The following is a 13,393-nucleotide window of genomic DNA, read 5'->3' as shown; positions in this document are numbered from 1 at the left end:
TTGGGCCTTTCGTTCAGCACCACTTGGCGCGCCGGCGGTTACGCCAACGCCGCCGTCCCACGTCGCGCCGATCCCGCCAGCCTGCAGCAGTTGGGCGGGCAGACCATGGGCACCACCTGGTCGTTGCGCTTCGACAACCCGCGGATGTTGCCGCTCGCGCAAGTGCGCGAAGCGGTCGACACCGCGCTCGGCCGCGTGGTCGCGCAGATGAGTCACTGGGAGGTGGATTCGAACATCAGCCGCTTCAACCGCGCACCCGCCGGATCGCGCCACGTCTTGCCGCCGGAGTTCGCCGAAGTCATGGCTTGCGCCCTTCGGTGGGCGGAAGCCAGCGATGGCGCCATCGATCCGACGGTCGGCCCGCTGGTGGCCTGCTGGGGCTTCGGCCCCGAGGCACAAGACGGCGGTTTGCCTGCGGCGGGCGCCGTCGCCGACGCGCGTGCGCGCACCGGATGGCAACGGCTGGCTTTCGATGCGGCGGAAGGCTCGCTGTTGCAACCAGGCGGCATCGCGCTCGACCTCTCGGGCATCGCCAAGGGCTTTGCGGTCGATCACGGTGTCGAGGCCTTGCGCGCGCTCGGCCTTGCCGATCTTCTGTTTGAAGTCGGGGGTGAACTGCGAGGCATCGGCCGACGACCCGGTGGACAGCCGTGGCAAGTGCAGATCGACAGCGAGCCGGCAACCGCACGGCGCATCGCGCTCACCGACATGGCGGTCGCCACCTCAGGGGATCGTTGGCATCAGCGGGCCAGCGAAGGGCGTCGTTGGTCGCACACCATCGATCCGCGCACCGGCGAGCCGACGACGCACGCGCTGGCCAGCGTCACCGTGTTGCACGCCGAGTGCATGCAGGCCGACGCCCTGGCCACCGTGCTGACCGTGCTGGGGCCGGACGAAGGCTTCGACTTTGCAGAGCGGCACGATGTCGCCGCGCTCTTCGTGCGTCACGACGAACCTTCGTCCATGGCAAGAACCACACGCGCCTGGCGCGAGCAGACCGAGGAATGAGCGAGGCTGCGTGGCGCGCGCTCGGCGCGGGCTTCACCGTGGCGGCCTATGCGGCGCTGTGCGCGGCGATCTACCTTCGCGCGCGAAGGCAAAAGGCAGTCACCGCACGCGATGCAGCGGCGCTCTCGGCCGTTGGCGACGAGCCCCCCGCCCTCGTGCTGTTCGCCAGCCAGACAGGCCAGGCCGAAGCCATCGCCTGGCAAACCGCGCGATGGCTGCGTGCTGCCGGCACGCCAGCGCAGGTGATGGAACTGAACGCGCTCGATGCCAAGACCTTGGGGACTGCGCGTCGCGCCCTCTTCGTGGCAAGCACCTACGGCGAAGGCGACGCGCCTGACGGCGCCAGCGTGTTCACCGAACGCGTGATGGGGTCGCCGCTGTCGCTGAAGTCACTGCGCTACGCCGTGCTGGCGCTTGGCGACCGCCAATACGCCAACTTCTGCGGCTTCGGCCGCATGCTGGACGAATGGCTGCTGGCCGCAGGTGCCGCCCGCGAGTTCGAGCGCATCGAAGTCGACAACAGCGACCCGGGCGCGCTGGCCGAATGGCAGGCCCGGTGGAGCGACAGTGCGGACGCCGAGCCCGGCGCGGAAGATCCGGCAGCGGCGTTCGCGCAGTGGCGGCTTGCCACGCGCGAACTGCTCAACCCCGGAAGCACTGGCGCCCCGGTCTTTCATCTGGGCTTGGTGCCCTTGGCCGGCGCGATGCCGCACTGGGTGTCCGGCGACTTGGCGCAGATCGCCGTTGCAAGCGACCCGGCGCATCCGCGCGACTATTCAATTTCGTCGCTGCACGCCGACGGCGAGCTGCAACTGTTGGTCCGGCAGGCGCAGCATCCCGACGGCACCCTGGGCGGCGCATCGGGCCTGCTCACATCGACCCTCGCGGTCGGCGACAGCGTGGCGTTGCGACTGCGCCCGCACCGGGGTTTTCGTCTCGACGGCAACGAAACTCGCCCGCTGATCCTCATTGGCAACGGCACCGGGCTGGCCGGGCTGCGCGCCCATCTGCGTGCCCGCGCCAGCGCCGGCAGGCACGACAACTGGCTGGTGTTCGGTGAACGCCAGGCGGCGCACGATTTTCTGTACCGCGAAGAAATCGAGGCCTGGCAGACCCACGGCGTGCTGCAAAGACTCGACATGGTGTTCTCGCGCGACCAGCCAGAACGCTTCTACGTTCAGCACCGGCTGCTGCAGTCGGCCGACACCCTGCTCGAATGGCTGCACAACGGCGCGGCCGTTTATGTCTGTGGAAGCTTGCGAGGCATGGCGTCGGGCGTGGATTCGGCATTGCGCCAGGTCGCCGGCGGAACGCTTCTGGGCGAGATGCTGGCGAGCGGGCGCTATCGCCGCGACGTTTACTGAGCACGGCCCCACGCGGTGCGACACTCGAAACCCGGCCTGCGCCGGCGCTTTTCTCTTTGCGGAGTCCCTGAAAAATGATGCTGCATGTGCCTGACGTGCTGAATTCCACCCAGGTGCGCGACATGCGCGCGGCGCTCGATGCCACGAACTGGATCGATGGACGGGAAACCGTCGGCGACCAGGGCGCGCAGGTCAAGCGCAACCGCCAGTTGCCGGAGCACTCGGCTGTTGGGCGCGAACTCGGCGATGTGGTGCTCGCAGCACTCGCCCGGCACGCGCTGTTTTTCTCGGCAGCGCTGCCCTCGCGCTTTGTTCCGCCGCTGTTCAATCGCTACGAGGAGGGCGAACACTACGGTGTTCACGTCGACGGCGCGGTGCGCTCGCTGCCTGGAAGCGGCCAGCAACTGCGAACCGACCTGTCTTGCACGCTGTTCCTGTGCGATCCGGACGACTATGAAGGCGGCGAACTGGAGGTGATCGACACCTACGGATCGCATGAAGTGAAGCTTCCGGCCGGCGACCTCATTCTTTATCCGGCCAGCAGCCTGCATCGCGTCCATCCGGTGACCCGCGGGGCACGCGTGTGCTCGTTCTTCTGGCTGCAGAGCATGGTGCGCAACGACCAACAGCGCAGCATGCTGTTCGAGCTCGACCAGAACATCCAGAAGCTGCGCGCCCGCCTGGGTGAATGCGAAGAAACCGTGGCGCTGACGGGGCACTATCACAATTTGTTGCGACTCTGGTCCGAGGTCTAGCCAGCGGCTTCGGCGCTGGAATAGATCGGTAACACCATAGTTATTGCAAATGCGATGAATTCTTATTTATAATGAGCCACATCCAACAGCCAGCCAACTGCCGCTTTCACAGCCATGATCGTTTGCGTCTGCCGCCGAGTCTCCGACCGTGAAATCGCACGTCACGTGCGCGCCGGCATGACTTTCGACGAAGTCCAATTCGAACTTGGCGTGGCCACCCAGTGTGGACAGTGTGAAGGTTGTGCGCGCGATATCGTCGCGCAGTGCAGCGCTTCGCACCCGGTCGCCGCGCTGCATTGCGAATCGGCGCCGAGAGCGATCCAGCTTGCCAACTCCATCAAGGAAAGCAAGGCATGGAACTCGTCTCGGCACTCGGCGGCAGCCTGATCCTGGTCGCAGGGTCGGTCTGGTGGATTTTTCGCAAGTAACGTTGTCGTAGCGGTTTTGCTGCAATCGGGGTACGTTCCGTCGTGCCCGCACTCGAATGGTTGATCGTGTCTGACCGCTTTGCCCCCCCTCCCTCCGTTCTGGGCCTCTCGCGCAATGCTGTCATTGCCGGCAGCGTCATTCTTTTTCACGCAGCCGCGCTCTGGGCGTTACAGAGCGGATTGCTGCGCCGCGCCGCCGAAGTGGTGATTCCGGTCGAGATACTGAGCCAGTTCGTCGAGCCGCCAAAGCCCAAGGTCGATCCGCCCCCACCACCTCCGCCGCCCCAACCCAAGGTCAGCAAGGCACCGCCGCCCCCGCGGCCCCAGGCCATTCGCGAGCCCAAGCCCACGCCGGCGCCCCAGGCGCCGGTCGGAACGACGGAGCCACCACCTCCGGCGACGCCACCGGCACCGCCCGCTCCGCCAGCGCCTCCGGCTCCCCCGCCGGCGCCGCCCGCACCACCCGCCGTGCAGTTGCCATCGAGCAACGCCGACTATCTGCAAAACCCCAAGGCAACCTACCCCGCCATGAGCAAGCGGCTCGGTGAACAGGGCAAGGTGATCGTTCGAGTGCTCGTTGGTGCCGACGGGCTGCCCAAGAGCGCCGAGGTCAAGAAGTCCAGCGGCTTCGATCGCCTCGACGAGGCGGCGGTGGAATACATCATGAAATGCCGGTTCGTGCCCGGCAAGGTCAACGGTGTGGTCCAGGCCATGTCCTATGACGCCCCCGTCAACTACGTTCTGAACTAATTTTTCTCTGGAGCAACTTCGTATGGATTCCCAATTTGGCTTGATGAACGTCTGGAATCAGGGCGACTTCGTCACCAAGGCCGTTGCGGTGCTGTTGATCGGCATGTCGCTCGCTTCGTGGATCGTGATCATCATCAAGGCCCTCGACGTCATCAAGTACAAGCGCCTTGCGAAGCACTCGCAGGACTTCTGGCACAGCGAAGACTTCGCCACTGCGCTCAACAAGCTCGGCAAGGACGACAGCAACCCCTTCCGCGCCCTGGCACTCGAAGGCCGCGAAGCCGCCGCGCATCACCGCAACACCAAGGCCCATCTGCACGATGCGCTCGACGTGAGCGACTGGATCACGCGCTCGCTGCGCAACGGCATCGACGCGTTCACCGCACGCCTGCAGACCGGGCTCGCGATCCTGGCTTCGGTCGGCTCGACCGCACCCTTCATCGGCCTGTTCGGCACGGTCTGGGGCATCTACCACGCGCTCATGAGCATCGGTTCGGCCGGCCAGGCCACCATCGACAAGGTGGCAGGCCCGATCGGCGAAGCGCTGATCATGACGGCACTGGGCCTGGCGGTGGCCATTCCCGCGGTGCTGGGCTACAACGCCCTGGTTCGCGGCAACAAGTTCGTGCTGACCAAGCTCAACAGCTTCGCGCATGACCTGCACGCCTACTTCGTGACCGGTGCCCGCGTCCAAAGCGGCAGCGGCGAGGCTGTCGTGGTTCCGCTCAAGAAGGGCTGAGCATCATGGCTTTCGGAACGCAAGACGAACCCGATGAGGTGATGAACGAGATCAACATGACGCCACTGGTCGACGTCATGCTGGTGCTCCTGATCATCTTCATCATCACCGTGCCGGTGATGAAGCACGCGGTCAACATCGACCTGCCGCGCGCCACCAGCGAGCCGGAGCAGCCGAAGCCGCAGAACATCCTGTTCAGCGTTACGGCCGACGGCACCTACTACTGGAACGAACAGAAGATCGAAGACAGCGAATTGCCGGGCCGGCTTGCTGCCGAAGCCGCAAAGGAACCACAGCCCGAGCTGCACATCCGCGGCGACAAGGCGGTGCGTTACGAGCGCGTGGCCAAGGCCATGTCTGAAGCCCGTGAAGCCGGCGTGCGCAAGATCGGCTTCATCACGGAACCCGACGCGAAGTGATTTGAACTGCAATCAAAAAAAAGTTGATCGCGTCGATTGACTTTTTATTGAGAATCATTATCATTCACTCATCGCTTCGATAAGGGAACTCCAGATGCCAGCCACACCGAATGCCTTTTCTGTCCTGAACCATCCTTCGCTCGACCAATCGGGTGGTGGTCATGCGTCCATCCAGGCAACGCGTCCGGCGCCGATGGTCGAAAGCACGGAGCTTCTCAAGGGAAGCAAGACCGTGGGCATCATGCACAACGGTTCGCTTTATCGGCTTCAAGCCACCAAACTCGGCAAGCTGATCCTGACCAAGTAGGTCATTCAGCCCGCCCCTCGCGCAAGTTTCATCGTGGGGCGACTCAAGGAGATCTATCTCCGAAGGGTCGTTTTTTGCTAGCCAACGGTTCGCCGACTAGCCAAGCTTTTTTTCACGCTGAACGCCAAACAAAAAACGCCGACCTTCAGGTCGGCGTTTTGCTTTGTGTGCCGTAAAGCTCAGAGGCCGAGAGCGGCGATGCCCGCCTTGGCGATCTGCGCGTCTTCGTTCGACTTCACGCCGCTCACGCCGACCGCGCCGATCACGTGGCCGTCTTTCACGATCGGCACGCCGCCTTCGAGCAGCCCTTGCACCGCAGGCGCCGTCAGGAATGCCGTGCGGCCGCCGTTGATGATGTCTTCATAGACCTTGCTTTCACGGCGACCCATGGCCGCCGTGTGCGCCTTGGCGGGAGCAATGTGCGAAGAAAGCGCCGCGGCGCCGTCGAGGCGCTGCAGCCACAGCAGGTTGCCGGCATCGTCCGAGATGGCAATGGTCACGGCCCAGTTGTTCTTGAGAGCCTCGGCTTCGGCCGCTGCGGCAATGGCCTTGACGTCGGCGAGTTCGAGGAATGATTTGGTCTTCATGGTGAGCTCAGGTTGCGTAAAAACCCGACAGCATAACGGCCATGCTGCCAGAGGTGCCTGCAGCGCGCTGCAACACCCCTGCTGCGGTCTTTCCGATACCCTGCTCTTGCAGACCCCTAGAATGCGCCCAACTGCTTCAGCAGCAACCATAGGAGCTCCGGCCATGAACGACCGCGTCACCATCCTCGACACTTCCACCGGCTACGGCCAGGCGCTGCCGCAGGCTGAGCGCCAACGCGTACTGCGCAATACCTACTGGCTGCTCGCGCTGAGCCTGCTGCCTACCGTCCTGGGCGCCTGGGTCGGCGTCAGCACCGGCATGACACGCTCGCTGACCGGCGGGCTCGGCCTCATGGTCTTCCTGGGCGGCGCCTTCGGCTTCATGTTCGCCATCGAGAAGACGAAGAATTCCGCCGCCGGGGTGCCGGTGCTGCTGGCATTCACCTTCTTCATGGGCCTGATGCTGTCGCGCCTGATCGCGATGGTGCTCGGCTTCAAGAATGGCTCCGAACTCATCATGACGGCCTTCGGCGGCACCGCCGGCGTGTTCTTCGTGATGGCTACGCTGGCCACCGTCATCAAGCGCGACCTGTCGGGCATGGGCAAGTTCCTGTTCGTCGGTGCGCTGGTGCTGATGTTCGGCGCCATCATCAACGTCTTCGTCGGCTCGAGCACCGGCATGCTGGTCATCTCGGTGGCTGCCATCGGCATCTTCTCGGCCTACATGCTCTATGACCTGAAGCAGATCATGGATGGCGGTGAAACCAACTACATCACCGCCACGCTGGCGCTCTACCTTGACCTGTTCAATGTCTTCCAGAGCCTGCTGGCGCTGCTGGGCATCTTCGGCGGCGAGCGCGACTGAACGCGCCTCCTTCGTCCACCAAAAGAAAAGGCCCCGAGGGGCCTTTTTTCATTCCAGCTCGAACACCGCGATCGACTCGACGTGCGCCGTGTGCGGGAACATGTTGACCACCCCTGCGAAGGTGCAGCGGTAGCCGGCCTGATGCACCAGCAACCCGGCATCGCGCGCCAGCGTCGACGGATTGCAACTCACGTACACGATGCGCTTCGGCGGCGTCCAGCCATCGGTGCGCAACTCGGGCTGCTGATGAAGGTCGGCCATGGCCTTGGCAAGCGCAAAAGCGCCTTCGCGCGGCGGGTCAACCAGCCATTTGTCGGCGCTGCCATCCGCGACCAGCATGGCCGGCGTCATTTCGAACAGGTTGCGCGCTACGAATTTGGTAGCCGACAGCGCGCGTCGAGCGGTCGTTGCCGGCTGATTTTTCTTGAAGTTGTCGGTCGCGCGCGCCACCAGCGTGTCGCTGCCCTCGATACCCAGCACTTCACGCGCCTTGCTTGCCAGAGGCAGCGTGAAGTTGCCGAGCCCGCAGAACCAGTCGATCACCCGCTCTTCGGGCTGCACGTCCAGCAGGCGCAGCGCCTTGCCCACCAGCGCTCGGTTGATATGCGGATTGACCTGCGTGAAATCGGTCGGCTTGAAGGGCATGGTGACGCCGAACTCAGGCAGCCGGTAGGCCAGGGGCGTGCCGCCCTCTTCCAGCAGCTTGACCGTTTCCGGCCCCTTGGCTTGCAACCACCACTGGACGCCCTCGTTGCTTGCTGCAAAAGCCTTCAGCCGATCGATGTCCGCGTGCGACAGCGGCTCCAGGTGCCGAAGCACCAGCGCGATCGTGCCGAGCGCCGTGGAGCCCGGCGCGTCGCCACAGGCCAGTTCGATCTGCGGGCAGGTCTCGCGTGCATCCATCGAGCCGATCAACGCGCGCAGCGGCATCAGCATTTCGCTGACCTGCTTCGGCAGCACCGGGCACACCTGCATATCGGCAAGGTAGCGGCTCTTGCGCTCGTGAAAACCGATCAGCACCGTGCCCTTCTTGACCACGTGACGCACCGACAGCCGCGCACGGTAGCGGTAATGCCATGCCGGGCCCTCAAGCGGCCGCAGCAGGTTCTCGGGGCGCACCTTGCCCAGATGCCACAGGTTGTCTTCCAGCGCACGCTGCTTCACGGCCACCTGTGCCGCCGGATCCAGGTGCTGCATCTTGCAGCCGCCGCATGCGCCCGTATGGAGGCCGAAATGCGGGCAGCCCGGGCGCACGCGTTGGGACGATTCACGCCGGATGGTCGTGACCGTGCCTTGCTCCCAGTTGTTCTTGCGGCGATGGACGTTGAACTGCACTTCCTCGAAAGGCAATGCGCCCTCGATGAAGACGACCATGCCGTCTGCCTTGTGCGCAACGCCTTGCGCGTCGAGGTCGAGCGACTCGACCTGCAGCCATTCGTCGCCGGGATTCGTGGGGGTTTTCTTTTCTTCGATGGGTTCCGTCATCCCCCGATTGTCTCAGCGCCGCCGGATGGCCTTGCCTCGCTAGGGTTCACACCTCCGGCGCGGCTAGAACAACGCGTCCCGGCCGATGCCCGAGCGCGCCAACTGGCGGCGCATTTTGGCCAAGGCCTCGTTCTGGATCTGCCTCACGCGCTCGCGCGTGAGGCCCAGGCGAACGCTGAGCACTTCGAGCGTTTCGGGCTCGCGGTCGTGCAGGCCGTAGCGCCCCTCCAGCACCTCGCGCTCGCGCGCGTCGAGGGCGTGAATCCACTGGTCGAGCAGGCGCTCGACCTCATGCAACTGGGTCACGCCGGTCGGATTGCCCTGCTCGTCATCGGACGCCACGGTGTCGGCCAGTGTGAAGCCTTCGTCCCCACGCGCATCGCCAGCATCCAGCGAGCGGGGGGCCTCGGAAAGGGCCAACAGATCGGCCACCGCCTGCACCTCTCGGCCGAGCAGCGCGGCGATGTCCTCCACACGCACGCCGTCGGGCCGATGGGCGAGAAACTCCGCATCGCTTTCAAGCACGCGACGGGCGCGCAGCACCTGCTGCAACTCGCGCACCACGTGAACCGGCAGGCGAATCGCACGCGCCTGCGTCATGACCGCCCGCTCCACGGACTGCCGAATCCACCAGGTCGCATACGTGGAAAACCGAAAACCGCGCTCGGGCTCGAACTTGGTGATGGCATGCATCAGCCCGAGATTGCCCTCTTCGATGAGATCCGAGAGCGGCACGCCGCGGCCCAGGTAGCTCTTGGCAATGTTGACCACGAGCCGGAGGTTGTGCTCGATCATCGACTGCCGGGCGGCGAAATCCCCGGCTTGCGCGGCACATGCCGTCCGGTATTCCTCGTCGGGCGTGAAGAGTTCGGTGCGCCGGACCTGGCGCAGGTAGATCGTCAGCGCATCGGCGCCTTCGCCACCGATCAGCTCGGCCATCGCGCCGTTGACCAGCGTTGCCTTTGTAGCCAGCGGGTCGTCGATGCCTTCTACCGGGAGCGCATCCTCACCCAGGGCTTTCTTGTCTGGAGAGGATGAGAGGCCACCCCTACCCCTGCCCACCAACCCGCGCACGGGCAGCGTGCGGCGGGGGCGGGAGGCAGCCATGGCATCACCGGCTGGGCAGGTAGCGCGAAGGATCGACGGGCTTGCCCTGGCGGCGGATCTCGAAATGCAGCTTCACGCGATCGGCATCGCTGTTGCCCATTTCGGCGATCTTCTGGCCCTTCTGAACCGACTGGTCTTCCTTCACAAGCAGCGTCTGGTTGTGCGCATACGCCGTGAGGTAGGTGTTGTTGTGCTTGAGGATGATCAGGTTGCCATAGCCGCGCAGGCCGGCACCGGCATAGACCACGCGGCCATCGGCAGCGGCCAGCACAGGGTCACCCGCCTTGCCGCTGATGTCGTAGCCCTTGTTCTTGGCTTCGTCGAAGCCCGCGATCAGCGAGCCGCTTGCGGGCCAGATCCAGCCGAGGTCTTCGTCACCCGAATTGCCGCCGCTGCCAGGGCCTGCCGGAGAGGCGGTCACCGGGGCCGGGGGCTTGCTCGCACCACTGGCTGGTGTAGAGGGCACGATGGCGGGTGGCGGTGCCACAGGCTTCGTCACAGCACCATCGGAACTCGAAGGCGCTGCGGCAACGGCCGTTCCCGAGCCAGTCGGTGGAATGACCCGCAAGACCTGGCCGACTTCGATCAGGTCGGGATTCTCGATGTTGTTCCAGCGAACGATGTCTTGCCAGCGTTGACCCGTCTCGTTGCCGATGCGGCGGATCGAGTCACCTGGGCGCACCGAGTAGTAGCCGGGCTTGCCGTAGTTCTCGATACCGGCGAGCGGCTTGCCGTTGGCGTCGGTGGTGATGGGCGGACCGCCGGGCACGGTTGCGCCTGGTGCGCGCGTCATGGTGCCGCGGTCTTCGACTGGTGCCGGCCCACGCGGTGCGGCGCAGCCCGCGATCACGAGCACAACGGCCAACGTGACGCCAGCGAACCAACTCCGATTGCCAAAACCCTGCATTTGTTATTCCTTCAAGCGATACCTGATTTTAGGGGGACAAAGTGAACCGCCTCAAGAATGAGCCGCTCCAGTCCCCGAGGGGTCTTGTCGATGACGACAAGGGCTTGTCCGCCATTCGCGGAATGGGTCGGCGCCACGATGCGCCCCCCTACGGCAAGTTGCGAGACCCATGCCTCCGGCACGGCCTCGCCGCCCGCTGCGGCAATGATGCCGGCATACGGGGCGCCCTTGGCATAGCCGAGCATGCCGTCGCCCAGCATCAGATGCACCGTGGTCAGCCGGAAATGCCTCAGATTGGCGCGGGCCCGTTCATGCAGGCCGCGCAGCCGCTCGATGCTGTAGACCTCGGTCGCCACCTGGTTCAGCACGGCCGCCTGATAGCCGCAGCCGGTACCGATCTCGAGTACCCGCCCCAGCCGCTCCTGCGGCTTCCCGGCCAGCGCGGGCGCGCCCAGCAGCAACTCGATCATGCGAGCCACGACGCTGGGCTTCGAGATGGTCTGCCCCAGGCCGATCGGCAGGCTCGTGTCTTCGTACGCCTGATTGACCAGGGCGCTGTCGACGAAGCGATGCCGGTCTACCGCGCCCATCGCACGCAGCACGCGCGGATCGGAAATGCCCTGGGCCGCGAGCTTCTGCACCATGCGCGCGCGCACGGCGTCGGAAGCCATCGAAGGCGTGGACGGCATCATGGGCTTGACCGGCGTGGCAGGCACGCGCCCGCGCGTGGCGGCCGAAGCGGTGGGGGTCAGGCGAACCGGAAAACTGGGCCGTTGCGTCGCCATGTCAGTTGCCGAGACGGGCCACCGTCTCGCGCCATTGACCCAGGTTGGCGTGGTCGGTCAGGTCGATCTGCAAAGGCGTCAGCGCGATATGGCCGGCCGCGGTGGCATGGAAGTCGGTGCCTTCGCCGCTGTCCTTGGCGCCGCCGGCGCCTGCGATCCAGTACATGGTCTCGCCCCGTGGGCTGTCCTGGGTGATCACTTTTTCTGCCGCATGGCGACGGCCGAGCCTGCAGACCTTGACCGGCTTCAACTCGTCGAACGGCCGGTTCGGCACGTTCACGTTGAGCAGGAACGCCGCGCCGCCGAGCATGCGCTCGCGCTCGATCTGCTGCACCAGTCGCCGTGCCACCTGTGCCGCCGCATCCACGTGCGCCCAGCCCTTTTCTATTTGAGAAAACGCGATGGCCGGGATGCCGAACAGATAGGCCTCCATGGCTGCGCCGACCGTGCCTGAATAGATGGTGTCGTCGCCCATGTTGGCGCCGTTGTTGATGCCCGAGACCACCAGGTCGGGCCTGTAGTCGAGCAGGCCTTTCAGCGCGATGTGCACGCAATCGGCCGGCGTGCCGGTCACATAGCGAAAACCGTTGTGCGCTTCGCGCACGTAGAGCGGAGCGGCCAGCGTCAGTGCGTTCGACTTGGCGCTGTTGTTGTGCTCGGGTGCGACCACCTCGACATCGGCGATGTCCTTGAGCGCGTCATGCAGCGCGACGATACCGGGCGCCTGAAAGCCATCGTCATTGGAAATAAGTATCTTCATGGTGCCTCTGGGTGCACCGGATTGTAGGCGTCGGGTGCGTCGCAGCAGGGACAAGGGCACCCTGCAGCGCCCCCTATCATCGCCCGCAGTCATTGCCTCAACATTACCCATCCGAAGGAGACCCGAGCATGCACGCATGGCTTTGCGAAAACCCCATTGGCGTCGACGCGCTGACCTGGAAGGAACTGCCGACACCCACCCCGGGCCCAGGCCAGGTGCTGATCGAAATCAAGGCGGCCAGCCTGAACTTCCCCGATCTGCTGATCGTGCAGAACAAGTACCAGATGAAGCCGCCCCTGCCCTTCGTGCCCGGATCGGAATATGCAGGCGTGGTGCAGGCGGTCGGCGAAGGCGTCACGCACCTGAAGGTCGGGCAGAGCGTGGCCTGCCTGTCGGGCACCGGCGGCTTCGGCACCCATACGCTCGCGCCTGCCGCGTTGTGCATGCCGCTGCCCGAGGGTTTCGGCCATGTCGACGCAGCCGCTTTCATCATGATTTACGCAACCTCCTGGCATGCACTGATGGATCGCGCACAGCTCAAGGCCGGAGAAACCGTGCTGGTGCTCGGTGCGGCCGGCGGCGTGGGCACTGCAGCCATCCAGATCGCCAAGGCTGCCGGCGCCAAGGTCATTGCGGCGGCGTCCACCGATGAGAAATGCGAGCTCTGCCGCTCCATTGGCGCCGACGCCACCATCAACTACACGACGCATGCATTGCCCAACGGTTTTCGCGACGCCATCAAGGCCGCTACCGATGGCAAGGGCCCGGATGTGATCTATGACCCCGTCGGTGGCGATTTCGCCGAACCGGCTTTTCGCTCCATCGGTTGGCGCGGCCGTTATTTGGTGGTGGGTTTTGCATCGGGCCCCATTCCGTCACTGCCATTGAATCTGACGCTGCTAAAAGGTGCGTCGCTGGTGGGCGTGTTCTGGGGCGATTTCGCCAAGCGCGAACCCAAGGCCAATGCGCAGATGATGGCCGAATTGGCTCAGTGGTACGGTCAGGGAAAGATCAAGCCGGTGATCGACAGCACGATGCCGATGGCGGAATTGAAAGCAGCGTATGCCCACATGGGCTCGCGCGGCGTCAAAGGAAAACTCGTCATGGTGAACTGAGCGCGCCGCACG

16 protein-coding genes are annotated in these 13,393 nt (G+C 64.8%); 10 read left to right on the top strand and 6 right to left on the bottom strand.

Annotated elements, in window-relative coordinates; all coding sequences use genetic code 11:
- From ACGLHS_RS02195 to hemP, 8 genes are all read left to right on the top strand, one after another.
- Nucleotides 1-1,008: an FAD:protein FMN transferase gene (locus ACGLHS_RS02195; RefSeq protein ID WP_394476446.1), complete on the top strand. Its 1,008-nt coding sequence runs from the start codon at nt 1-3 to the stop codon at nt 1,006-1,008.
- Nucleotides 1,005-2,372: a sulfite reductase subunit alpha gene (locus tag ACGLHS_RS02190; RefSeq protein ID WP_394476444.1), complete on the top strand. Its 1,368-nt coding sequence runs from the start codon at nt 1,005-1,007 to the stop codon at nt 2,370-2,372. Before ACGLHS_RS02195 ends, ACGLHS_RS02190 begins: the two co-directional genes overlap by 4 nt.
- 74 nt (nt 2,373-2,446) lie before the next feature.
- A complete protein-coding gene (locus ACGLHS_RS02185; protein ID WP_394476442.1) occupies nt 2,447-3,127 on the top strand; it encodes a Fe2+-dependent dioxygenase in 681 nt (226 codons plus the stop codon).
- Nucleotides 3,128-3,241: 114 nt separating this feature from the next.
- Complete coding sequence (locus tag ACGLHS_RS02180) at nt 3,242-3,514, top strand: bacterioferritin-associated ferredoxin (RefSeq protein WP_394476440.1); 273 nt, start codon at nt 3,242-3,244, stop codon at nt 3,512-3,514.
- Nucleotides 3,515-3,597: 83 nt separating this feature from the next.
- The gene (locus ACGLHS_RS02175) at nt 3,598-4,305 is read left to right on the top strand and encodes an energy transducer TonB (RefSeq protein ID WP_394476438.1); all 708 of its coding nucleotides are present in this window, start codon (nt 3,598-3,600) and stop codon (nt 4,303-4,305) included.
- Between the two features lie 22 nt (nt 4,306-4,327).
- The gene (locus ACGLHS_RS02170) at nt 4,328-5,044 is read left to right on the top strand and encodes a MotA/TolQ/ExbB proton channel family protein (RefSeq protein WP_093236989.1); all 717 of its coding nucleotides are present in this window, start codon (nt 4,328-4,330) and stop codon (nt 5,042-5,044) included.
- 5 nt (nt 5,045-5,049) lie between these two features.
- Entirely contained in the window at nt 5,050-5,463 is a 414-nt protein-coding gene (locus ACGLHS_RS02165; protein ID WP_394476436.1) for an ExbD/TolR family protein, read from the top strand.
- Nucleotides 5,464-5,557: 94 nt separating this feature from the next.
- Complete coding sequence (hemP, locus tag ACGLHS_RS02160; protein WP_056520696.1) at nt 5,558-5,770, top strand: hemin uptake protein HemP; 213 nt, start codon at nt 5,558-5,560, stop codon at nt 5,768-5,770.
- Nucleotides 5,771-5,949: 179 nt separating this feature from the next.
- On the opposite strand, the gene ACGLHS_RS02155 is transcribed toward hemP, so the two are convergent.
- A complete protein-coding gene (locus ACGLHS_RS02155; RefSeq protein ID WP_093236987.1) occupies nt 5,950-6,357 on the bottom strand; it encodes a heme-binding protein in 408 nt (135 codons plus the stop codon).
- Between the two features lie 163 nt (nt 6,358-6,520).
- Between ACGLHS_RS02155 and ACGLHS_RS02150 the strand changes: the two genes are divergently transcribed.
- Entirely contained in the window at nt 6,521-7,222 is a 702-nt protein-coding gene (locus ACGLHS_RS02150; protein WP_093236986.1) for a Bax inhibitor-1/YccA family protein, read from the top strand.
- 48 nt (nt 7,223-7,270) lie between these two features.
- Here the strand turns inward: ACGLHS_RS02150 and rlmD are convergent, their stop codons facing one another.
- From rlmD to surE, 5 genes are all read right to left on the bottom strand, one after another.
- A complete protein-coding gene (gene rlmD / locus ACGLHS_RS02145; RefSeq protein WP_394476433.1) occupies nt 7,271-8,707 on the bottom strand; it encodes a 23S rRNA (uracil(1939)-C(5))-methyltransferase RlmD in 1,437 nt (478 codons plus the stop codon).
- Nucleotides 8,708-8,770: 63 nt separating this feature from the next.
- Nucleotides 8,771-9,814: a sigma-70 family RNA polymerase sigma factor gene (locus ACGLHS_RS02140; RefSeq protein ID WP_394476431.1), complete on the bottom strand. Its 1,044-nt coding sequence runs from the start codon at nt 9,812-9,814 to the stop codon at nt 8,771-8,773.
- A gap of 4 nt (nt 9,815-9,818) precedes the next feature.
- Nucleotides 9,819-10,721 (bottom strand): peptidoglycan DD-metalloendopeptidase family protein, encoded by a 903-nt coding sequence (locus tag ACGLHS_RS02135; protein ID WP_394476429.1) that lies wholly within the window; start codon nt 10,719-10,721, stop codon nt 9,819-9,821.
- 11 nt (nt 10,722-10,732) lie between these two features.
- On the bottom strand, nt 10,733-11,506 hold the full coding sequence (locus ACGLHS_RS02130) for a protein-L-isoaspartate(D-aspartate) O-methyltransferase (protein ID WP_394476427.1): 774 nt from the start codon (nt 11,504-11,506) through the stop codon (nt 10,733-10,735).
- Nucleotide 11,507: 1 nt separating this feature from the next.
- On the bottom strand, nt 11,508-12,266 hold the full coding sequence (gene surE / locus ACGLHS_RS02125) for a 5'/3'-nucleotidase SurE (protein ID WP_093236981.1): 759 nt from the start codon (nt 12,264-12,266) through the stop codon (nt 11,508-11,510).
- 128 nt (nt 12,267-12,394) lie between these two features.
- Between surE and ACGLHS_RS02120 the strand changes: the two genes are divergently transcribed.
- Nucleotides 12,395-13,381 carry an NADPH:quinone oxidoreductase family protein gene (locus ACGLHS_RS02120; protein WP_394476425.1) on the top strand — a complete coding sequence of 329 codons (987 nt, stop codon included), beginning with the start codon at nt 12,395-12,397 and terminating at the stop codon, nt 13,379-13,381.
- Nucleotides 13,382-13,393: the final 12 nt, after the last annotated feature.

The organism is Variovorax sp. VaC1 (genome assembly GCF_043658315.1).
Lineage (GTDB): Bacteria > Pseudomonadota > Gammaproteobacteria > Burkholderiales > Burkholderiaceae_C > Variovorax.
Note: the sequence above shows the minus strand (reverse complement) of the source record. Positions and strands in the feature narration are given on the sequence as shown.